This window comes from Candidatus Brocadiaceae bacterium, assembly GCA_012728835.1.
In the GTDB taxonomy this organism is placed as follows: Bacteria; Planctomycetota; Brocadiia; order SM23-32; family SM23-32; genus JAAYEJ01.
Genome location: JAAYEJ010000019.1, coordinates 1 through 19130, shown reverse-complemented (window position 1 = coordinate 19130; position 19130 = coordinate 1). Strand labels below are relative to the sequence as shown.

The 19130-nt window shown below is 70.9% G+C and carries 21 protein-coding genes; 9 read left to right on the top strand and 12 right to left on the bottom strand.

Translation table 11 applies throughout. The features are described from left to right. Positions 1-53: 53 nt before the first annotated feature. The 5 genes from GXY85_02925 (at position 54) to ptsP (ending at position 4577) form a co-directional block, all read left to right on the top strand. Positions 54-1022 carry an RNA-guided pseudouridylation complex pseudouridine synthase subunit Cbf5 gene (locus GXY85_02925; GenBank protein ID NLW49783.1) on the top strand — a complete coding sequence of 323 codons (969 nt, stop codon included), beginning with the start codon at positions 54-56 and terminating at the stop codon, positions 1020-1022. A 329-nt stretch (positions 1023-1351) separates the two neighbouring features. Continuing rightward, a complete protein-coding gene (gene raiA, locus GXY85_02920) occupies positions 1352-1663 on the top strand; it encodes a ribosome-associated translation inhibitor RaiA (GenBank protein ID NLW49782.1) in 312 nt (103 codons plus the stop codon). A 103-nt stretch (positions 1664-1766) separates the two neighbouring features. Next, a complete protein-coding gene (locus tag GXY85_02915; protein NLW49781.1) occupies positions 1767-2228 on the top strand; it encodes a PTS sugar transporter subunit IIA in 462 nt (153 codons plus the stop codon). Between the two features lie 43 nt (positions 2229-2271). Continuing rightward, positions 2272-2832 carry an HPr family phosphocarrier protein gene (locus GXY85_02910; GenBank protein ID NLW49780.1) on the top strand — a complete coding sequence of 187 codons (561 nt, stop codon included), beginning with the start codon at positions 2272-2274 and terminating at the stop codon, positions 2830-2832. 2 nt (positions 2833-2834) lie between these two features. Continuing rightward, complete coding sequence (gene ptsP / locus GXY85_02905; protein ID NLW49779.1) at positions 2835-4577, top strand: phosphoenolpyruvate--protein phosphotransferase; 1743 nt, start codon at positions 2835-2837, stop codon at positions 4575-4577. 17 nt (positions 4578-4594) lie between these two features. On the opposite strand, the gene coaD is transcribed toward ptsP, so the two are convergent. Genes coaD through GXY85_02885 form a run of 4 tightly spaced genes read right to left on the bottom strand, consistent with a single transcriptional unit; the run spans position 4595 to position 7041 of the window. Then, a complete protein-coding gene (gene coaD, locus GXY85_02900) occupies positions 4595-5209 on the bottom strand; it encodes a pantetheine-phosphate adenylyltransferase (protein NLW49778.1) in 615 nt (204 codons plus the stop codon). Continuing rightward, entirely contained in the window at positions 5137-5652 is a 516-nt protein-coding gene (locus GXY85_02895) for a methylated-DNA--[protein]-cysteine S-methyltransferase (protein ID NLW49777.1), read from the bottom strand. The genes coaD and GXY85_02895 overlap by 73 nt, the downstream gene beginning before the upstream one ends. A gap of 22 nt (positions 5653-5674) precedes the next feature. Beyond that, the gene (locus GXY85_02890) at positions 5675-6433 is read right to left on the bottom strand and encodes an outer membrane lipoprotein carrier protein LolA (protein ID NLW49776.1); all 759 of its coding nucleotides are present in this window, start codon (positions 6431-6433) and stop codon (positions 5675-5677) included. Further along, the gene (locus tag GXY85_02885; GenBank protein ID NLW49775.1) at positions 6430-7041 is read right to left on the bottom strand and encodes an HAD family hydrolase; all 612 of its coding nucleotides are present in this window, start codon (positions 7039-7041) and stop codon (positions 6430-6432) included. The genes GXY85_02890 and GXY85_02885 overlap by 4 nt, the downstream gene beginning before the upstream one ends. A gap of 218 nt (positions 7042-7259) precedes the next feature. Here GXY85_02885 and GXY85_02880 point away from each other — a divergent pair, with 218 nt between their 5' ends. Both GXY85_02880 and GXY85_02875 read left to right on the top strand, forming a co-directional pair. Then, the gene (locus GXY85_02880) at positions 7260-8351 is read left to right on the top strand and encodes a glycosyltransferase family 4 protein (protein NLW49774.1); all 1092 of its coding nucleotides are present in this window, start codon (positions 7260-7262) and stop codon (positions 8349-8351) included. Between the two features lie 10 nt (positions 8352-8361). Further along, a complete protein-coding gene (locus GXY85_02875; GenBank protein ID NLW49773.1) occupies positions 8362-9399 on the top strand; it encodes an RluA family pseudouridine synthase in 1038 nt (345 codons plus the stop codon). Here GXY85_02875 and GXY85_02870 read toward each other — a convergent pair. Continuing rightward, positions 9393-9809, bottom strand: a complete 417-nt coding sequence (locus GXY85_02870; GenBank protein ID NLW49772.1) for a bifunctional nuclease family protein — start codon at positions 9807-9809, stop codon at positions 9393-9395. The two genes, GXY85_02875 and GXY85_02870, sit on opposite strands and share 7 nt — an antisense overlap. A 166-nt stretch (positions 9810-9975) precedes the next feature. Between GXY85_02870 and GXY85_02865 the strand changes: the two genes are divergently transcribed. After that, the gene (locus tag GXY85_02865; protein ID NLW49771.1) at positions 9976-10896 is read left to right on the top strand and encodes a DMT family transporter; all 921 of its coding nucleotides are present in this window, start codon (positions 9976-9978) and stop codon (positions 10894-10896) included. A 24-nt stretch (positions 10897-10920) separates the two neighbouring features. On the opposite strand, the gene GXY85_02860 is transcribed toward GXY85_02865, so the two are convergent. Next, positions 10921-12111 carry a hypothetical protein gene (locus GXY85_02860; protein ID NLW49770.1) on the bottom strand — a complete coding sequence of 397 codons (1191 nt, stop codon included), beginning with the start codon at positions 12109-12111 and terminating at the stop codon, positions 10921-10923. Between the two features lie 56 nt (positions 12112-12167). Beyond that, complete coding sequence (hemW, locus tag GXY85_02855) at positions 12168-13274, bottom strand: radical SAM family heme chaperone HemW (protein ID NLW49769.1); 1107 nt, start codon at positions 13272-13274, stop codon at positions 12168-12170. A gap of 156 nt (positions 13275-13430) precedes the next feature. Between hemW and GXY85_02850 the strand changes: the two genes are divergently transcribed. Then, entirely contained in the window at positions 13431-13730 is a 300-nt protein-coding gene (locus GXY85_02850) for an FHA domain-containing protein (GenBank protein ID NLW49768.1), read from the top strand. On the opposite strand, the gene GXY85_02845 is transcribed toward GXY85_02850, so the two are convergent. The 5 genes from GXY85_02845 to GXY85_02825 all read right to left on the bottom strand — a co-directional run bounded on the left by GXY85_02845 (position 13727) and on the right by GXY85_02825 (position 18779). After that, positions 13727-14587 (bottom strand): deoxyribonuclease IV, encoded by an 861-nt coding sequence (locus tag GXY85_02845; protein NLW49767.1) that lies wholly within the window; start codon positions 14585-14587, stop codon positions 13727-13729. The two genes, GXY85_02850 and GXY85_02845, sit on opposite strands and share 4 nt — an antisense overlap. Positions 14588-14641: 54 nt before the next feature. Further along, complete coding sequence (locus GXY85_02840; GenBank protein NLW49766.1) at positions 14642-16375, bottom strand: acyl-CoA dehydrogenase; 1734 nt, start codon at positions 16373-16375, stop codon at positions 14642-14644. Positions 16376-16387: 12 nt separating this feature from the next. Continuing rightward, positions 16388-17410 (bottom strand): electron transfer flavoprotein subunit alpha/FixB family protein, encoded by a 1023-nt coding sequence (locus tag GXY85_02835; GenBank protein ID NLW49765.1) that lies wholly within the window; start codon positions 17408-17410, stop codon positions 16388-16390. Between the two features lie 42 nt (positions 17411-17452). After that, positions 17453-18322 carry an electron transfer flavoprotein subunit beta/FixA family protein gene (locus tag GXY85_02830; GenBank protein ID NLW49764.1) on the bottom strand — a complete coding sequence of 290 codons (870 nt, stop codon included), beginning with the start codon at positions 18320-18322 and terminating at the stop codon, positions 17453-17455. A 241-nt stretch (positions 18323-18563) separates the two neighbouring features. Beyond that, positions 18564-18779: a cold shock domain-containing protein gene (locus tag GXY85_02825; protein ID NLW49763.1), complete on the bottom strand. Its 216-nt coding sequence runs from the start codon at positions 18777-18779 to the stop codon at positions 18564-18566. Between the last annotated feature and the right edge of the window lie 351 nt (positions 18780-19130).

The window sequence follows — 19130 nt, the reverse complement described above, 5'->3', positions numbered from 1 at the left end:
GCCGCCGTGCTTCGCCGGGGCGTCTGCCTTTCCGACAAGAGGGGCGATCGGCCATGGCGTTCCACGTCCGGTGCGAATGCACGAGCGACCCGCGCCATGGGTGCGCGCCCCGGGAGCGGGCCCTGCCGGACTACCTGAGGCGCGGCGTGGTGGTTCTGGACAAGCCGCCCGGCTGCACCTCCCGCCGCGCCGCCGACCGCGTGCGCCAGGCGCTGGGCGGCACGCGGGTGGGCCATGGCGGCACGCTCGACCCGGGCGTCACGGGCGTTCTGCCCGTCCTGCTGGACGAGGCGACGCCCGCCGCCGCGGTGCTGCTGGGGTGCGACAAGGCATATGAGGGCGCCATGCAGTTGCACGGCGACGTGCCGGACGGTGAACTGGCCGCCGCCATGGACGGGCTCTGCGGGGTGATCGTGCAGAGGCCGCCCCGGCGAAGCCGGGTCAGGCGGGTGCCGCGCGAGCGGGCCGTGCGCGCGTTCACCGTCACCGAGCGTGCCGGCCGGCGCGTCGTGTTCGCCGTCCGCTGCCAGGGCGGCACCTACGTGCGCACGCTCGTGCACGATCTGGGACAGGCCCTGGGCACCGGCGCGCACATGGCCGCGCTCCGGCGCACGCAGGCCGGCCCGTTCGGGCTGCACGAGGCCGTGAAGCACGAGCAGGTCGAGCGGGCGGTCGCGCAGGCCCGTGCCGGCGATGAGGCGCCGCTGCGGTCGCTCGTGCATCCGGTCGACGAGGTCGTCTGCCGCGTCCTGCCGCGGTTGAGCATGGACGACGGGGCCGTCGACGCCGTCTGCTGCGGGGTGCCGCTGGCCGTCCCGGGGGTGTGCGGATTCGACGACTTCCTGGCGGGCGAGGCGGTGGCGTTGATGACGTTAAAGGGGGAACTGGTCGGCGTGGGGCGGGCGCGGGCGGATTCGGAGTCGCTGGCGGCGGCGCAACGGGGTGTTGCGGCCACGCCGCGGCGGGTCTTTCTGGCGCGGGGCACCTATCCATCGCATGGGGGGGCCGGGGGCGCTTCTTGAGCGGGGGGGAAGGGCCGCGGTTTCTTGACGGTCAGGCGGTGGCGGGCTACAATCTGCGCATAGGGAGCGTACCGTGGGAGTGTGCGGATGCCCCCGGAGGCGGTCCGGATGACAGAGAACACGGCGTCGGGCTTCGGCAGTGCGCCCGGGTGCGTCCGGAGGCGCCGCTGCAGGGTGGGTTCCGCGTGCGCGCCGGTGCGTGCCGGACATGGGGCGTCTGGTCGCGTATGGGTTGGCATCCGCCGCCGTCCCCCGGTTCGTGTGTGCGTCATCGGGAGGGGCCGATGCGGTCCGTCCGGTGAGCCTTCTACGGGAAGGGAGGTCCAGACGTGCAGATCCAGATTTCCGGAAGGCATCTGACGGTAACGGAACAGATGGACAGGCACATCCGGGAGCAGATCGCCAAGCTTCCTCCGTTCGCAGAGAAGACCCAGCACATCGACGTGACGCTGACGGCGGACTCGGGCACGCAGGTGGTCGAGATTGCGGCGCGAATCGGCCGGGCGGACCTGGTGGCGCAGGCCAGCAGTCACGACATGTATCATTCGATAGACGAAGCATTTGCGAAGATGGAGCGGCAGCTCGTGCGCCAGCACGACAAGCTGGTGCGCGGCCGTGCGAGGGAGGGCCAGAAGGAGTAGTGAGCCGCACGGGCGGGCCTGCCCGGCGGGCAGGACGCTCCGGTCGGGCGTGCCTGGCACCCCGGCGAGCAGGACCGGTTTTTACCTGGTATGGAGTCAGCCGATGGATTTGGCCGAATGTCTGGCCCGGGGCGCGTTGTGTATGGCGCTCGAACCGCGCAAACGGGACGATGCGTTGCGTGTGATGCTGGATGAGCTGGTGCAGTCGAATGCCCTGCGCCCCAACATCGTGGATTCCTCGCTGGAAGCCGTTCTGGACCGCGAACGCCTCGGCAGCACCGCCATCGGCAAGGGGGTGGCCGTACCGCACGCGCGTGTGGACAATCTGGACCGGATCGTGGTTGCCTTCGGTCACAGCGAAGACGGCATCGAGTTTCGGGCCCTGGACGGCGCTCCGGTGCATGAGGTCTTCCTCGTCCTGGCTCCGTCGGGCGCTGCGGCCGAGTACCTGGCACTGATGCAGCAGATTACCCGGCTGGTGCAGGACGACGACTTCCGGCGGTTCGTCGGTGTGGCCAAGAGCGGCCAGGAGGTCCTGGACCTGATCCGCGAGATGGCCTCCTGAGCGACCTCACCTGCGACTTCCGGCATGCCCCGAGCGAGCGACGATGAGCGAGAATAACGAGCATTGTGCCAGGGTCGGCATCGAGAACCCGATGGGGTTCCATGTGCGGCCCGTGCAGCGGTTCGCGCAGCTTGCACGCATGTTCCGGGCCGACGTGACCGTCAGCGTGCGCGGGCGGACGGTTCCCGGCACCAGCGTCATCAACCTGGTGAGCCTGGGCGGCCGCAGCGGCGATACCCTGACGATCAAGGCGTGCGGCGCCGACGCCCGCCAGTGTGTGGCTGCGTTGAAGTACCTGGCCCAGGACGGGTTCTTCGTCGAGGACTACATGCAGGAGCGTCTCGCTGCGGACCGGCACGTGGAGCGTCTCCATCGGCTCGCCTCGTGCTTCGACAGCGAGATCCGTGTGCGGCTGGACGATCGGACTGCCGACGCCAAGCAGGCGGAGAGCCTGGCCTCTCTGCCGCTCACCCCGGTGTCCACCCCCACCTTCGAGATCCGTGGGCCGGACTCCGAACAGGCACAGGCCGTTCTGGAAGACCTGGTGGCCTCGTGTTTCTACATCGAGGATCGGATGGCCGAGCGAGGCCGGAAGGTGACCTGAGCATGCAGACCCACAGGGGGATACCTGTCAGCCCGGGCATCGCCATCGGTCCCGTCTTCCTGCTCGAGGCGGAGGGCGTGCGCATCCCGGAGCACTTCATCGCCGAGGGCCGCCAGGACGAGGAGGTCCGCCGCCTCCAGAAGGCCATGGACAGTGCCCTGGAGGAACTCGACCGGCTGGTCCGGCAGGTCTCCGACAAGGCGGGGGCCACCATCGCCGAGATCTTCAGCGCCCATGCGGCCGCCCTGCGCGACGACTACTTCCGGAACGAGTTCATCGACCGCATCCGCAAGGACAGGTACACCGCCGAGTTCGCCGTCTCGCGCACCATGCGCCAGTGGCGGAGCGTGTTCCAGCAGGATTCCTTTCTGCTCGCGAAGGTCGCCGATCTGGACGACCTCGAGCGCCGTCTGCTGCACAGCCTGCTGGGCGCCCAGCGCGAGGAACTCGCCTCCCTGCGCAGCGAGATCATCCTGGTGGCCCATGACCTGAGCCCGAGCCAGACCGCCTCGGTCGACCCGGACATGGTCAAGGGCATCGCCATCGACGGCGGCGGGCCCACCGGCCACACGGCCATCATCGCGCGGGCGCTGGGCATCCCGGCCGTGGTCGGCCTGGGGTCGCTCACGGGCGATGTCGGCGGCGGCGACACGGTCATCGTCGACGGCGTGCTCGGCACCGTCATCGTGGACCCCGACGAGGCGACCCTGCAGTTCTACAGGGAACGCCGCTCCGAGGCCGTGCGGGCCGACATGACCCTGCTGGAGCAGCTTCGGGGCCGGCGCGCGGTGACCACCGACGGCCGCAAGTTCAGCGTGATGGCCAACATCGAGTTCCCCCGGGAGGTCGCCCGGGCCTGCGAGCATGGGGCCGAGGGAATCGGCCTCTACCGCACCGAGTTCCTCTACAGCGGCACCGACCGGCGCCCGACCGAGGAGGAGCACTTCGCCGCCTACATGGAGACGATCCGCCAGTTGGACGGCCGGCCGCTCGTGATCCGGACGGTCGACCTGGGCGCCGACAAGTTCCCCGACGTCAACGACATCGCCCCGGAGCGGAATCCCTCGCTCGGCCGCCGGTCCGTGCGCTACTGCCTGGACCACCCGGAGGTTCTGCGCGAGCAGCTCAGCGCCGTCCTGCGGGCCAGCGCCCATGGTGAGGTGCGGGTCATGTTCCCGCTCATCTCCGGCCTGGAGGAGCTCCTGAAGGTCAAGCGGGTGCTGGGCGAACTCCAGGAGCAGTTCGACCGCGACGGGCGCGACTACGACCGGGCCATGAAGGTGGGCATCATGGTCGAGGTGCCGAGCGCCGCCGTCTGCGCCTCCATGCTGGCCGAGCACGTGGACTTCTTCAGCATCGGCACGAACGACCTGATCCAGTACACCATCGCCATCGATCGCGCGAACGAGCACGTGGCGGACATGTACTGCCCGCACCATCCCGCCGTGCTGAAACTGATCCGGATGACGGTCGAGGCGGCGCACCGGAAGGGCATCGAGGTCGGCCTCTGCGGCGAGATGGCCAGCGAGGTCGTCTACACCATGCTGCTGCTGGGCCTGGGTCTGGACCACCTGAGCGTAGCCCCGCCCATCATCGTGCCGGAGCTGAAGAAGATCGTCTGCAGCGTCAGCTACGAGCAGGCCCGCCGGATCGCCGAGGACGTCATGACGCGCTCGGCCGTCAACGAGACGATGGACGTCCTGATGGAGCACAACCGGGCCCTGCTGCCCGACCTGTTCCCCTGAGGCCGCGGGGGGCGCCCTCAGTCGCCGCCGCCCTCCGGCCCCATCCGGTGGGCGCCCCAGCGGATGTCGCTGGTCAGCAGCCGCCGGTACACGGGCTCCGGCACGTACGGTCGAACGATGCGCTCCCAGCCCTCGAAGCCGACCAGCCCCTTCAGGAAGCTGCTGCTGATCTCGCAGATCTCCCGGGGCGGAATCAGCAGCACGGTGGTCAGGCCCGGTTCCAGGTCCGCGTTGACGTTGCGCATGGCGTGCTCGAACCGGTAGTCCTCCTCGCTGCGCACGCCGCGCAGGATGTAGTTGGCCTGGCGGGCTGCCGCATAGTGCACGAGGAACCGCCCCTCGAAACTGTCGATCTCCACGTTGGCGCAGTCCGCCGTGCACTCGCGGAGCATGGCCAGCCGATCGGCCAGCGCGAAGGTGCACTTCTTGTTCGGGTTGACGCCGACGGCCACGATCAGGCGATCGAACAGGGCCGCGCCCTTCTCGATCATGAACATGTGGCCGCAGGTCGGGGGATCGAAACTGCCGGCGTAGACGCCGGTCCTGGGCTCGCGTGGGCTCACTGGTATGTCTCCTTCACTCGGCCGCCTGCGACCGACCAGCCCTCGTGGGCCAGCAGACGGGCCTTCCATTGGCGGCCTGCGCCGAAGCCGCCCAGGCGGCGGCCGGCGGCCACCACGCGGTGGCAGGGCACGAAGATCGGCCACGGGTTGCGCTTCAGGACCTGCCCCACGGCCCGCGCCGCGCGCGGGCGGCCGGCCCGTGCGGCCAGCTCGCCGTAGGTCACCAGTTGTCCGAAGCCGACCGCCATCAGCTCCGTATAGACCCGCAACGCAAAGGGGCCGCAGGCCCCGTGCTCCAGGTCCTCCAGGGCCACCCCCGCGGGTTCCCCGGCGAAGGCGCGGCCCAGGGCGTCGGCGAAGCGCCGCGCGGCCCGAAGCCCGGCGGCCGGCGGCGGCGGGCCCTGCTCCCCGGGGGGCGCCGGGCCGTCCAGCAGTTCCGCACGCACCAGCCGGGTGTTCCACACGTGCAGCCGTATGAGCCCGCATGGCGTCGGGCAGTCCAGGGGTCTCATCGCGGTCACCATGCCGGGGCCGTCAGTGCACGACATTGTAGCTGGCCGGCGGCCGGTATTCGAACGTGCGGTCGGGCACGTCCGTGTTGAGGCGGATCTTGCTCAGGTCGTAGGTGTGCACGATCTCCCCGCCCGGCTCGTGGAGCACGATCCGGCGCGGGAGCCAGAGGCCGTCGGCGATCTCCGCCTCGATCGAGGCGTACCGGGCAGGCTGATCGGGCCGTTCCAGGGGGGTGAACCGCAGCCGGTAGACCGTCTCGCCGGTCTTGCCCTCTGCGGGCCGCCGGACCTCCAGGAGTTCGATGTCGTAGTCCTCCAGTATCTGCTCGGAACTGCGGCCGTACCCGAAGGCCAGGAAGGCGGCCTCGCGGCCGTCCCGGCCCTCTTCGGTCGTCTCATAGACCTGCACCTGCCTCTCGTTGTGGCTGACCACCCACCAGGTGTGGCCGTCGGTGCGGACCTCCTCGTTGTGGGGCCGTTTGAGGTCCAGCACGAGCTTGTCGGGCTTCTTGAAGACGAGGTCGCCCCGGGACCGGCGCTTGTCCTCCAGCAGAGGGATCAGGCGTGTGTAGGTCACGGCCGCGCGCACGTCGGTCACCCCGGCGCTCGCCTCGTCCAGGTGGTTCAGGACGTCGCGCAGCTCCGGCGGTATCTCGGGCCGGGCGGCGGGCGGCGGGGCCTCGGGGGGTGCGGGGGCGTCGTCCGCCCGCGTGGTGGTTCCGGCGGCGGCCAGGAGCAGGGCCAGGGCCAACAGCATCCGTACACGTTGGCGCGCGCTCATGCGGCATCCCCTCGTTCGGGCAGCATGTCGAGCAGGTCCATCAGGTGCTCGATCACGGCGTCGGCCTCCTTCGGGGGCTCGATGCCGCCGTGATTCTTCACGAATGCGGTCGGGGAGCCCGCGGCCTTCCCCGCCTGGACGTCGAACAGGTAGTCGCCGACCATCAGGAGGGCGGCCGGCGGCAGCCCCAGCAGGCGGGCGATCTTGAGCACCGGCTGGGGCGAAGGTTTGGGTTCGGCATGCTCGCGGCTGAGCCAGCAGTCGAAGCGGAGGCCGAACCGTTCGAGCACGATCCCGACCGAATCCGCGGAGTTGCGCGTCAGCAGGGCCGTCTTGAGCCTCCGGGCGGCCAGCGCTTCGATCAGGTCGGCCGCGCCGTCCCGGAGCGTGCAGCCCTCGGCGGCCTCGCGCTCGTGCCGCAGCAGGACCTCGGTGACGCGCCGGCGGTCGTCGCCGGGGGCGGTCTCCAGGTATTCCAGGATGGGCCGTCCGTCCGGCACACCGGCCTCCGCGCGAATGCGGCGGAAGTCCAGGGCGGAGTCGATCAGCGTGCCGTCCATGTCGAAGACGACTCCGCGTACCGTTGCGAACTTCACCGGGTGTTCCAAGTGGATGCTCCGCAAGCTGCGTATGGGCAGTCCTGGCTCCATCATATCGCGAACGCGCGGCAGCGTCCATCGAGCAGCCCGCGGCCTGCGTGGCAGTCGGCGGCCTGCGTGGCAGCCCGCGGCCTGCGTGGCAGTCGGCGGCCTGCGTAGCAGGCCGGCGGCGTTTCGTGTAACATACCGGTTCTGGACGGGACCTGTTCCTCGAACTCCGATGGGCGATGGCCGACACGGACGCACGCGTCAAGAAGGTGCTGCTGGTGGCTCCGCGCATGCAGGCGCGGGGCACGAGCGAGTACACGGTGAACCTGGCCCGCGAGCTGAAGGCCGCCGGTCTGGAGGTGGCGGTCTTCTGCGGCCCGGGGCGCATGCTGACGATGCTGGAGCGGGAGGGCATCCCGTTCCGGACGTTCCCGTACATCGAGGGGTTCGGTTTGCGCTGCGGGGCACGGCGTTCCTTCCTGGCGGCGATCGCCGGTTTCGACCCGCAGATCATCCACGTGCAGGGGTTCACGGTGGCGCGCGCGCTGCATCCTCTCCGGCGGGGCCGCTCCGCGGCCCTGGTGCTGACGGCGCACTGGGTGCCGGCCCGCTGCCGGCGCCTGCACCGTCTCACCCGGTGCTTCCACGGGATCATCGCCACCACGCAGGACGTGCGCGAGGAACTGGTGAACGACTGCGGGGTGGCGCGGGGCAGGGTGCGCGTCATTCCCAACGGCATCGACGTGGCGCGGCTGGAGGAGCACGAGGTGCCGCCCATCTTCCGCAACGCCGTCCCGGCCGTCGGGTCCCTGGGGCCGATCGAGGAGGAGCGCGGGCACGAGCTGTTCGTGCGCGCGGCCGCCATCGTGATGCGCCGGTGGCCGGCGGTGCAGTTCGTCATCGCCGGCGAGGGGCGGGAGCTGCCCGGCCTGACGAGGCTGGTCGGGGCGCTGGGGCTGGACCGTGCCGTGACGCTGGCGCGCGACCTGACGGCCTACGAGGACGTCCTGGACGCACTGGACGTCGTCGTGCAGAGCAGCCAGGTCGACGTGTCCGGCTACAGCATCCTGGAGGCGATGGGCCACGGCCGGCCCGTGATCGCCTTCAACACGGGCACGGCCTGCGAGATCATCGAGGACCGCCGCACCGGCCTGCTGGTTCCCAAGGGGGAGGTGGAGGCGCTGGCCGGCGCCATGGAGTCGCTGATCGGCAACCCCAGCATGGCCCGGCAGATGGGCCAGAACGCCCGGCAGGCCGTCCGCGACAAGTTCGACGTGCGCACGCTCGCCCGCCAGACGCTCGACTACTACACGCAGCTTCTGAGCCGGTGAAGGAGCGCCCATGGCCGACCTCCCCCCTCGCCGCCTCGCCCCCGGCCCGTCCGAGGCCGGGGCCGACGACGTGGAGATCAGGCGCCACGAGTTCGACATCGCCGAACGGCACCGCGGCCGCCGGCTCGACGCCTACATGGCCGGGCGCTTCTCGGAGTACTCTCGCACCTTCATCCAGGCGCTGATACAGGACGGGCGCATCACCGTAAACGGCGCCAGGGTCAAGCCTTCCTACAATCCATCCCCCGGCGACCACGTCGTGGCCCTGGTGCCCATGCAGCGCCATGAGGAGGTGCCCGCCGAGGACATCCCGCTGGAGATCCTCTACGAGGACCGCTGGCTCGTGGCGGTCAACAAGCCGCCGGACCTGGTCGTGCACCCGTCCAAGGGCCATCAGACCGGGACCATGGTCAACGCGCTGGTGCACCATTTCGACCGGCTCAGCAGCACCTACGGGCCCCTGCGCCCGGGCGTGGTGCATCGGCTGGACCGCGACACCAGCGGCGTGATCCTGGTCATCAAGGACGATTCGGTTCACGAGGGCATCGCCCGGCAGTTCGAGGAGCGCAGCATCCGGAAGGAATACGTGGCCCTCTGCGAGGGGCGCTTCGAACTCGACGGCGACCTGGTCGACGCGCCGATCGGGCGCGACCCCTGCCATCGTGAGCGCATGCGCGTGCGCCCGTCGATTGGCCGCCCGGCCCAGACGGTCTACGAGGTGCTGGAACGGCTGGGGGAGTTCACGCTCGTCGTGTGTCGTCCGAAGACGGGGCGCACGCACCAGATACGCGTGCACATGCAGTATGTCGGGCACCCGATCGTGGCCGACGCGTTCTACGGTGTGCGGGACTGCCTGTATCCGTCCGACCTGACCGGCGGCGAGCACGTGCCGGACGAGGAGCCCCTGTTGGCCCGCCAGGCGCTGCACGCGCGGCGCATCACGTTCACGCACCCGAAGGGCGGCGAACGCATCACGGTGGAGGCGCCCCTGCCGGCCGACATGGCGCGCACGGTTGAGGCGCTGCGCGCGCGCCCGTGCGCTCAGTAGTCGTCGGACGCGTGGTAGTCGTCGGCCGCCTGCGCGAGCACGGCGTCCTCCACGAAGATCGGCGCGCCCTTCTGCATGGCCAGGGCTACGGCGTCGCTCGGCCGGCTGTCGACGTCGAGGGTCCGTCCATCCTGCTGGAGGATCAGCCGGCCGAAGAACGTCCCGTTGCGCAGGTCGTTGATCACCACGCGCACCACCCGGGTGTTCAGCGCCTCCAGCACCAGGCCGAGGAGTTCGTGCGTCATCGGGCGGGGAAGGCGCTCGCCCGTGATCGCGCGGTGGATGGCCACCGCCTCGGCCGGCCCGATGGCCACACGCATCGTGCGCTCGCCCCCCTTCTCCTTGAGCACGATGGTCTGGTGGCTCTGCGTCTCGCTCAGGATCACACGGATCAACTCGCATTCGACCACGGACACGGCCTGTCTCCGGCTGGGGATCAACGGTCTGCTGCCGTGGACATTCTAATCCCGGCGCCGTCGGTTCGTCAAACCGGATGCCGCCGTGGGGCCGTCCGTGCCGTTGACGGCGGCGCGGCCATGGATTACAACAGGACGCACCATCAGGGGGAGTGCCGCCATGCGAAGCTCGCCGCGAACGGCCTGGGCCTTCGGCCTTGTGGCGGCCGCCCTGTGGAGCCCGCATTTCTTCATGGTCGAGTCGCTGCGGGCCGGGGGCGTCTCGGCCCTGGCCATCGCCTTCCACCTGCTGCTGTGGCCCGCGGCGGCCTGTGCGGGGCTGGTGTTCCTGGGGGGCGGGGGCTCCGTGCGGGCCGTCTTCAACCGGCGCGAGACGCAGCTCCTGGTCCTGGCCGCGCTGGGCGGATACGGGTTCTGGACGCTGCGGATGCTGGCGCTGGACGCCGGGGCGGTGTCGCCGGTGCGCGTCCTGTTCTGCAGCGTGCCGCTGATGATGGCCCTGATGAGTCTGCTGGGCAACGAGAAGGCGGACGCGCGCGCGCTGCGCGGGCTGGTGCTCGGGTTTGCCGGCTGCCTGGCCCTGATCGCCGCCGGCACAGAGTCGCTCTGGGCCGGGCCCGTGCAGGGCAAGCTGTGGGCGTTTGGCTCGGCTGTCTGCTGGGCGGTCTTCGCGGTGACGGCCCGCCCGGTCGTGCGCGAGGAGCGGGTCCTGCCGATCGTCTCGCTCGTCCTGGGCATCGGCGTCCTCTGCGTCGGGGTCACCTGCCTGAGCCGCGGGGAGAATCCCTTCCAGTTGCGCCCGGCCCAGTTGCGCACAGCCGCCGTGGCGGGCCTGCTTACGGTGGGGCTCATGACGGGCGCCTGGCTGAAGTGCCTGGCCGGCACGCCGGTCGCGCAGGCGGGCGTGTTCTGGTACGTGGCGCCTTTGTTCGGCATTGTCGCCGGCTGGCGCCATCGGCCGGGGCTGGACCTGGGCTGGGCACTGGCGGGCACCGTGCTGATCATCCTGGCGCTCCGCACCGTGCTGCGGCGCCGCAAGCGCGCCCGCCTGACCATGGGCGACCTGATCCGCAGCGGCTGACCGCGCGCCCGGCGGCGCTGGCGGCTACCCGGCCGGCCCGCCGGCGAGCAGCCATTCGGCGATGGCCACGGCGACCTTGCCGCCCAGTTGCCGGTAGTCGGCCGGCTCCAGGTAGTGTCCGTCCGCCAGGCACAGGTAGGTCGTCTCGATCGTGACGGCCGGAGTGCCGCCCAGGCGGTCCCACGCCCAGTTGGTCACCGTATGGTTCCCGTCCCAGCGCGTCTCGGCGCGCGCCTGGTAGCCGTTCTCGCGGCGCAGGGCGTCCGGCTCCACGCCGGGGAACTGCCGCGCCAGCGCCCTCAGAACGCTGCGCTGGGCCTCGCGCTGCTCGGCCGGGCGGCCGGGATGGGCGACGAACTGGTAGAATTGCCGCTCGCCGCCCGCCGGTGCGTGCAGGTCCACCAGAAGGCAGGGGCCGGCCGACGCGACGACCCGCCCCGCGTCTCGCTGGATCGCCAGCACCTCGTGCCGCATCGGCACGGCGTTCCAGGACCGGTTGAAGTCAACAGGTTGCGAGTCCTTGCCGTAGTTGCCCTGCACCACGCCGTCCAGGTCCGCGAACGGAACGACGTGCCACGCGACGCGCCGCAGGGGGCCGCCGCGGCGCTCGGCCGAGACGGCCCGCAGAAGCCCGTCCAGGACCCACGAGCCCGGGGTCTCGCCGGCATGCTGGCGGGCCAGGAAGTAGGCGGACGGCGCCCGGCCGGTGCGCCGGTCCGGGGCGGCCGCCAGACGGGGCAGGGGGTTGCCGGCGGCGGTGGGGCACAGGACGGTGCGGCGCCAGGGGCGGCCGATCTCGTGCAGGGTGGCCGCCAGGTCCGCCGGTCCGTAGGGGTAGCAGAAGGCCGCGCACGTGCGGCGCCGCCCGGCGGGCGTCTCGAAGCTTACGCCGTGTTCGCCGTGGGGCAGCCGGCGCACACGCACCGGGCCGACGCGCTGCCAGGGGCCCTCGTCCCGCCGGACGACCGGGCGGACGTGGGCGAGCAGGTCGGGGCTGTGCAGGCCCAGGCAGGCGCCGGCGTTCTCCCAGCGGAACTCCAGGCGAGCGCCCTCCGCCGCGCCCGTGCACTCCAGGTGGAACCACAGGGGCTGAGGGCTGGTGCGCGCCTCCGACAGGAAGCGGACGACGCACGTGTCGCGCCGCCTGCACACATCCAGCACGACGCCGTTGCCCGACTCGGCGGCCGGGCCGGCCTGCAGCGTTTCGACGGACATGGGGTGTGCCTCACGAAGGGGTCCTCAGGGCTCTTCGGGACGCCGGATCCGGTCCCTCAGTATAGCAGACGGCGCGCGATCATGTCCGCGAACAGCAGGCCGCGCGTGGTGGGGCGGACGGCCCGGTCGGTCAGGGCCAACAGGCCCTCGGCGGCCAGTGCCTCCAGCTCCATGCCGGCAAGCGCGAGGTAGTCCGCGCCGGTGCGCCGGCGGAACTCGTCGGCCGTCCATCCCTCGGCCGTGCGCAGGCCGACGCCCAGTATCTCGGCGGCGCGTTGGGCGGGCGGGAGGCGGTCCTCGGCGGGCGGCTCGCCCCCCAGCCAGCGCTCCAGGTCGGCCGGGTTCGCGTACCGGACCTCTCCGTTGAAGGAACACGCGGCGGGGCCGCAGCCCAGATAGGTGCCGCCGTGCCAGACGTGGCGGTTGTGCCGGCACTCGCGGCCGGGGCGGGCCATGTTGGAGACCTCGTAGCGGCGAAGGCCGTGGGCGCGCGCCTCGCGCTCGGCGGCGTGCCACATGTCGACGGCCAGGTCCTCAGCCGTCTCGGGCTGCGCGCGCCCGGCCAGGCGGGTGCCTTCCTCGACGGTCAGTTCGTAGGCCGACAGGTGCCCGATCCCGCATCCGAGCGCCCGACGGAGGTCGGCGCACCACCCCTGCGCCGTCTGGCCGGGGATGGCGTAGATCAGGTCCATGCCGATGTTGTCGATGCCGGTCTTGCGGAGGGCGTCCAGGACGGCGTCCAGGCCATCGATCGAGCCGCGCCGTCCCAGTGTGCGCCGGAGGGCGGGGTCGTAGCTCTGCACGCCCAGGCTGACGCGGTTCACCCCGCCGCCGGCCAGCGCGGCAATCTTCTCGGGCGTCAGGGAGTGGGGGTTGGCCTCGACGGACACCTCCGCGTCGGACGCGAGGGCCAGGTGCCTGCGCACGCTCGACAGCAGGGCGGCCAGCTCCCCGGCGCTGAGGGCCGAGGGGGTGCCCCCGCCGACGTAGACGCTGTCCACGGGGGCACAGAGTGGGGCGCGGGCGGCCAGCTCGGCGTCCAGACGTCCCAGGTAGGCCCGTCGAAGGGCGGCGTCGGCGCCGGGAAGGGAGTAGAAGGCGCAGTAGTCGCACTTCGCGTTGCAGAACGGCACGTGGATGTAGAGGGATTCGAACGGGCGCATGCCCTGCCCCCGTCGCTTCCTGCCCGACGGCGGAGCGTTGGGAAAAAGGTATGGACTGCGAGGCGGCTTGTGGCTACAATATGCATTGTCGTCGACCGAAGGGCAAGTGCCCGATCACTGACCAGCAAGCCCTGCATGCAACGGGAGCCAGTCCGGATGGAACTGCTTATCCGGTTGACCGAGGACATCACATCGTCGTTGGACCTGACGTCGGGCGACACCGTCATCCTGGGGCGGGATTCGGATCGGTGCCAGTTCGTCGTTCTGGACAGCCGTGTGTCCCAGCAGCACTGCAAGTTCTCGGTCAGCGGAGACAAGCTCTGGGTCGAGGACCTGAACAGCACGAACGGCACGTTCGTGAATGGGGAACGGGTCAGCACCGCACTCGTCTCACCGGGCGATGAGATCCGGCTGGGCAACTGCCGCATCGAGGTCCGGGCCGCCATCCCGGGCTAAGCCGTTTCGTCGAGGATTGCCCGGACGGCACGCAGATTGCGTTGGTCTGCCTCCACACCCTCCCACGGCGTCTCCAGGATCAGGGGCACGCCCGCCGCGGCCGGGTGGCTCAGCAGGTTGCGCAGGCCGGCGCGCCCGATGGCGCCCTGCCCGACGTGGGCATGGCGGTCGCGGCGGCTGCCGGGCTCGTCGAGCGCGTCGTTGAGGTGCAGCAGGCGGGGGGCACCCACTCCGATCTCGCGCCGCACGTCGTGCATGAGCCGGTCGACTTCCTCCGCGTCCCGAAGGTCATAGCCGGCGCCGAACGCGTGGCAGGAGTCGAGCGCGATGCCGACGTCGGCGTCGGGCAGCGCGTCGCGCAGCGCCTGCACCAGGCGGCCCAGCGTGTGCATGTCGCCGCCGGGTCCGTGCGGGGCCGCCATGTTCTCCAGGAGGAGCGGCGGCGCGTTCCCGGTCTGCTCCAGGCAGCGGACGATTGCGGAGGCGGCCCGTCGCACGCCCCAGTCGGCCGGGCGTCCCTTGTGGCTGCCGGGGTGCAGCACGTATCCGTCGGCCCCGAGGGCCGCGGCCAGCGACAGCTCCTGCGCAAGGCGGCGCCGGCTGCGGTCGAACACGGTGCGGTCGTGCGCGCAGACGTTGACCAGGTAGCAGGCGTGCACGAAGAAGGGCGTCAGGTCGGCGGCGGCGCGCGCCCGGCGGAAGGCGTCGATCTCGGGTTGCGCGCGCGCCCGCAGCGCCCAGCCGCGGGGGTTGCCGGCGAAGCTCTGGAACGTCGTGCAGCCCCGGTCGAGCGCGCGCTGCACGACCTGCGGCAGCGACCCGGCGATCGAGACGTGGAAGCCGACGCGCGCCTGCATGTCGTCCTCTGAGCCGCCCGGCGGCCGTGTCCCCGCAGGTCGCTGCCGGCCCGGCTACTCGTATTGGAGCAGGTCCGCCATGCGATCCAGGTAGACGCGGCTGCCGCTGAGCATCTGGTCGCGGCGCAGGCGCACGATGGGCAGCGTCTCGGCGACGTAGTGCCGGGCGAGCGCCTCCTTGTGCTTCGAGCGCAGCGCGGGGCCGAGCAGCAGGTAGCCGTTGTAGATGATCGTGGCGGCCTCGACGAGCTTGCCGGCGTGCAGGTCGCGGTAGTCGGCGTCCTGGGCGGCGGCGTAGTCGACGGCCTCCTGCAGGGCGCGGCGGGCCTCCTGGAGGGGGAGCAGCAGGTCCTCGGGAGCGCCGGCGGCCGTCATCTGTTCGTGCAGAACGCCGTAGCGTTCCTCGAACGTGCCCTTGAGGACGTATCCGACGGCGGCGTTGTACTGTATCTGTGTGGTGCCCTCGTAGATCGTCGTGATGCGGGCGTCGCGGTAGTGGCGTTCCACCTCGTAGTCGCGCATGTAGCCGCTGCCGGCGAGCACCTGGAGGGCGTCGTAGGCGACCTGGTTGCAGGTCTCGGTGGCGTAGTACTTGGCCACGGGCGTGAGCGCGCGGGCCAGGGTCGTCCAGTAGCGGCCTTCGGCGGCCAGTTGGCTGCCGTTGGGCAGGGCGTCGAGTTCGCCGGACGCCTTCATGTGTTCGATGCCGTCGGCGATGTCCACGGCGACGGCCGTGTCGTAGGTGAGCAGGCGGGCGGTCTCGACCTTCATGTGCATGTCGCCCAGCATCTGGCGCACGGCGGGGAACTCGCGGATGGCCTTCCCGAACTGCTCGCGCTCGGCGGCGTAGTCGAGGGCCTCGTTCAGGGCGGCCTGGGCGATGCCGACGCCCTGGGCGGCGATGGCCAGGCGGGCGCCGTTCATGAGAGCGCCTACGTAGGTGGACAGCCCGCGCTTGCGCTGGCCGACGAGCAGGGCGGGCGCGTTGTTGAACTGCAGCTCGCAGGTGGGCGATCCGTGGATGCCCAGCTTGTCCTCGATGCGGCGCACGCGCACGGCCGGGCCGGCCTCGCAGACGTAGACGGACAGGCCCCGGGCGCCCTCGGAGTCCGGCTCGCTGCGCGAGAGCACCAGCAGGATGTCGCCGCAGCCGTTGGTGATGAACCGCTTGACGCCGTTGAGGCGCCACTGGCCGGTGGCCTCGTCGTAGTCGGCGCGGAGCTGCACGTTCGGCAGGTCGCTGCCGGCGTCGGGCTCGGTCAGGGCCATGGCGGCGGTGACCTCGCCGCTGCTGAAGCGCGGCAGGTAGCGGGCCCGGATCTCCTCGTCCGCGAAGCTGTTGATCGTCTCGGCGATGTCCTGCAGGCCGAACAGGTTCATCAGGCTTGCGTCGGCCTGGCTGACCAGCTCGATGGCGATGGTGTAGATGAGGACGGGCATGTTGAGGCCGCCGAAGCGGCGGGGGAGCGTGAAGCCCATCAGCTCGGCCTTGCGGAGCTGGTCGAGCGCCTCCCGGGTGCCGCGCGCATAGGTGACCTTGCCGTCGTCGAAGTGCGCGCCTTCCCGGTCCACCTCGGCGGCCCGTGGGGCGATGAACTCGGCTGCGACCTTGCCGATCACCTCGAGCACGCGGCGGTAGTTGTCCATCGCGTCCTCGTAGTCGGCGGGGGCGTAGTCGTATTCCTTCGCCTCGGCGTAGCCGCGCTCCTGGAGCATGACCATGGTGCGCAGGTCCGCGTTGTCCAGGAAATCGAGGATGTCCTCGTTATCCGTGAAGAAGTTGGGCATGTCAGGCTCCGCTCACTTCGCGTGTTCTTTGTAGGCCTCGATGAGGGCCGGGATGACCTGGTTGAGGTCGCCGACGATCCCGTAGTGCGCGAACTGGAAGATGGGCGCGTGCGGGTCGATGTTGATGGCGATGATCTTGCCGGCCTCCTGCATGCCGGCGCGGTGCTGAACGGCGCCGCTGATGCCGCAGGCCACGTAGAGCTTGGGGCGCACCGTCGTGCCGGTCTGGCCGACCTGGTGCGGCTTGTCGATGTAGCCGGCGTCGACGGCCGCACGGGACGCGCCCACCTCGGCGCCGAGCGCATCGGCCAGGCGGCGGATCAGCTCGAAGTTCTCCCTGCTGCCGACGCCGGCGCCGCCGGCGACGATGACGTTGGCCTTCTTCAGGTTCACCCGGCGCTCGGCGCGGTGCTCCTCCAGTATCTCGACGCACCGGAGGGCCGGATCGATGGTGCCGTCGTAGGCGACGAGCCTGCCCGAACGGCCCGGCTCGGCCTTGCCCATCTTCATGACGCCTTCGCGCACGGTGGCCATCTGGGGGCGGGTTTCGGGGTTGACGATCGTGGCGATGATGTTGCCGCCGAAGGCCGGGCGGATCTGGTAGAGCAGCTTGTCGTAGTCGACGCCCGCCACGGCGTCCCGGTGGGCGCCGATCTTCAGGTCCGTGCAGTCGGCCGTCAGGCCCACCCTGAGGGCCGAGGCGACCCGGGGCGCCAGGTCGCGGCCCGTCGTGGTCGCGCCGAACAGCACGATGGCAGGCGCGGTGCGGCGGATCATGTTCACCAGCACGTCGGCGTAGGGCAGCGTGGTGTAGTGGGCGAGTGCGGGGTCGTCGGCCACCCGGACCTCATCGCAGCCGTGCTCGAAGAGCGTCTGCGGCAGGGCGTCGAGCCCCGATCCGAGCAGGAAGGCGCCGGTGGCGCCGCCCAGTGCGCCGGCCAGTTCGCGCGCCTTGGCGAGGAGTTCCAGGCTGACCTCGGCGACGGCGCCGTCCTGGACCTCTGCGAATACGAACACGTCCTTCGGTTCTTCCATCAGGGGTCAAGCTCCTGCCATGCGGGGGAGGCGTCCGGCCGGTCAGTCCACGATGTGTTCCTCGATCAGTTCGCGGACCAGGGCTCCCAGCGCCTCCCTGGTCGGCTCGATCCGTCGGCGGTCTTCCGAGACGAGCTGAACCGAGTCGACGTTCTTGACCCGGGTGGGGGATCCCTTCGCCCCGCAGGCGGCCTCCTCGGCGCCGATGTCGTCCACGCTCCATTGCTCGATCAGCAGGCCGCGGCTCTGCAGTTCCTCGGGGGTCGGATCGCCGTCCCGGCGCCCCAGTTCGGCCGCAGCGCGCGCTTTCTTATACCTCATCAGGCGGCGGGCGGCGGGCGGCCGCGCCTCGGGCGCGTTCGACGTGACCGTCAGCAGCGCAGGCACGGGGCCCCGCACGACCTCGTAGCCGTGCTCCAGCCCCCGCCGCACCGTGATCGAGCCGTTGCCGATCGCGTGGATCTCGTCGACGTAGGTCAGTTGCGGGAGGCCCAGTTTCTCGGCCAGTTGCGGCCCGATCTGCGCCGTGTCGCCGTCGATGGCCTGACGCCCGCACAGGACCAGGTCAACCTGGCCGATGCGGCGCACGGCGCGGCTGAGCGCGTAGGACGTGGCCAGCGTGTCGGCGGCAGCCAGGCGGCGGTCGGTCAGCAGAACGGCGGCGTCGGCCCCCCGGTAGAGGCACTCGCGCAGCACGTCGGCCGCCTTCGGCAGACCCATGGTGAGTGCGGTGACGTGGCCGCCGTGCTCGTCCTTGATGCGGAGGGCCAGCTCCAGGGCGTTGAGGTCCTCGGGATTGAAGATGGCCGGCAGCGCGGTGCGGTTGACCGTGCCGTCTTCCCGCATGGCCTGACCCGTCAGGTTCTCGGTGTCGGGCACCTGCTTGACGCAGACGACGATTCTGTAACCCACGTTTGTGCCTGTTCCGGTTGCGTGAAGGTTTATTGCGGGGAGGCCGGCCCTCAACCGTCCGGCAGGAGGGCAGGGCACGGCCGCACGAGGGCTCCACTATACCGAAAGGGCGCGCGCGGCCGCAAGTACAGCACCGCCCCCGCAGCCCCCGCGCACGGCGAGGGCGCGGGGGCGCCCTCGGCCGAAAAAGGCCCCGGCGGCGATATACCCGCCCGACGGGCCGATGGGTGGGTGCGGGGCGTCAGATGCGCTGCACGGCGGCCGCGCGCAGCCCCTTGTCGCCCTGCGTGAGTTCAAAGGAGACGCGATCGCCTTCCTGCAGCGTCTTGAAGCCTTCCATCGTCACAGACGTGTAGTGAACGAAGACGTCCTCGCCGGAGCCGTCCTGCTCGATGAATCCATAGCCCTTCTTGTTGTCAAACCACTTCACCGTGCCTTCGGGACACACGTTCCGCAAGCTCCTTCGCCAAAAGGTCCCGGCCCGCAGCCAGACGATGGCGGCCTCCAACCGCCGCCCCTGCCAAATGACGCGCAACAATATAGGGTTAGGCGGTCGCCTTGTCAAGCCCTGATTTCGGCGATCTTGGCGTCCCCCGGCGGGCGCTTCCCCGCCGACGGAGGGGCACGCTCCGTCGTGCCCGCTCCTGCAATCACCGGCCGCCTGTCATCCCCGGCCGCGACGGAGCGCGGCCCTCCATTGGCACGCACGCGGCCACGCCGTTGGAGGGGCACGCTCCGTCGTGCCCGCTCCTGCAATCACCGGCCGCCTGTCATCCCCGGCCGCGACGGAGCGCGGCCCTCCATTGGT

What these genes read in the sequence shown, in the direction of transcription:
- GXY85_02925 (NLW49783.1), top strand. Translation starts at nt 54, where the DNA reads ATGGCGTTCCACGTCCGGTGCGAATGCACGAGCGACCCGCGCCATGGG.
- GXY85_02915 (NLW49781.1), top strand. Translation starts at nt 1,767, where the DNA reads ATGGATTTGGCCGAATGTCTGGCCCGGGGCGCGTTGTGTATGGCGCTC.
- GXY85_02910 (NLW49780.1), top strand. Translation starts at nt 2,272, where the DNA reads ATGAGCGAGAATAACGAGCATTGTGCCAGGGTCGGCATCGAGAACCCG.
- ptsP (NLW49779.1), top strand. Translation starts at nt 2,835, where the DNA reads ATGCAGACCCACAGGGGGATACCTGTCAGCCCGGGCATCGCCATCGGT.
- coaD (NLW49778.1), bottom strand. Translation starts at nt 5,209, where the DNA reads ATGGAAGGCCCGTCTGCTGGCCCACGAGGGCTGGTCGGTCGCAGGCGG.
- GXY85_02895 (NLW49777.1), bottom strand. Translation starts at nt 5,652, where the DNA reads ATGAGACCCCTGGACTGCCCGACGCCATGCGGGCTCATACGGCTGCAC.
- GXY85_02890 (NLW49776.1), bottom strand. Translation starts at nt 6,433, where the DNA reads ATGAGCGCGCGCCAACGTGTACGGATGCTGTTGGCCCTGGCCCTGCTC.
- GXY85_02880 (NLW49774.1), top strand. Translation starts at nt 7,260, where the DNA reads ATGGCCGACACGGACGCACGCGTCAAGAAGGTGCTGCTGGTGGCTCCG.
- GXY85_02875 (NLW49773.1), top strand. Translation starts at nt 8,362, where the DNA reads ATGGCCGACCTCCCCCCTCGCCGCCTCGCCCCCGGCCCGTCCGAGGCC.
- GXY85_02865 (NLW49771.1), top strand. Translation starts at nt 9,976, where the DNA reads ATGCGAAGCTCGCCGCGAACGGCCTGGGCCTTCGGCCTTGTGGCGGCC.
- GXY85_02860 (NLW49770.1), bottom strand. Translation starts at nt 12,111, where the DNA reads ATGTCCGTCGAAACGCTGCAGGCCGGCCCGGCCGCCGAGTCGGGCAAC.
- hemW (NLW49769.1), bottom strand. Translation starts at nt 13,274, where the DNA reads ATGCGCCCGTTCGAATCCCTCTACATCCACGTGCCGTTCTGCAACGCG.
- GXY85_02850 (NLW49768.1), top strand. Translation starts at nt 13,431, where the DNA reads ATGGAACTGCTTATCCGGTTGACCGAGGACATCACATCGTCGTTGGAC.
- GXY85_02845 (NLW49767.1), bottom strand. Translation starts at nt 14,587, where the DNA reads ATGCAGGCGCGCGTCGGCTTCCACGTCTCGATCGCCGGGTCGCTGCCG.
- GXY85_02840 (NLW49766.1), bottom strand. Translation starts at nt 16,375, where the DNA reads ATGCCCAACTTCTTCACGGATAACGAGGACATCCTCGATTTCCTGGAC.
- GXY85_02835 (NLW49765.1), bottom strand. Translation starts at nt 17,410, where the DNA reads ATGGAAGAACCGAAGGACGTGTTCGTATTCGCAGAGGTCCAGGACGGC.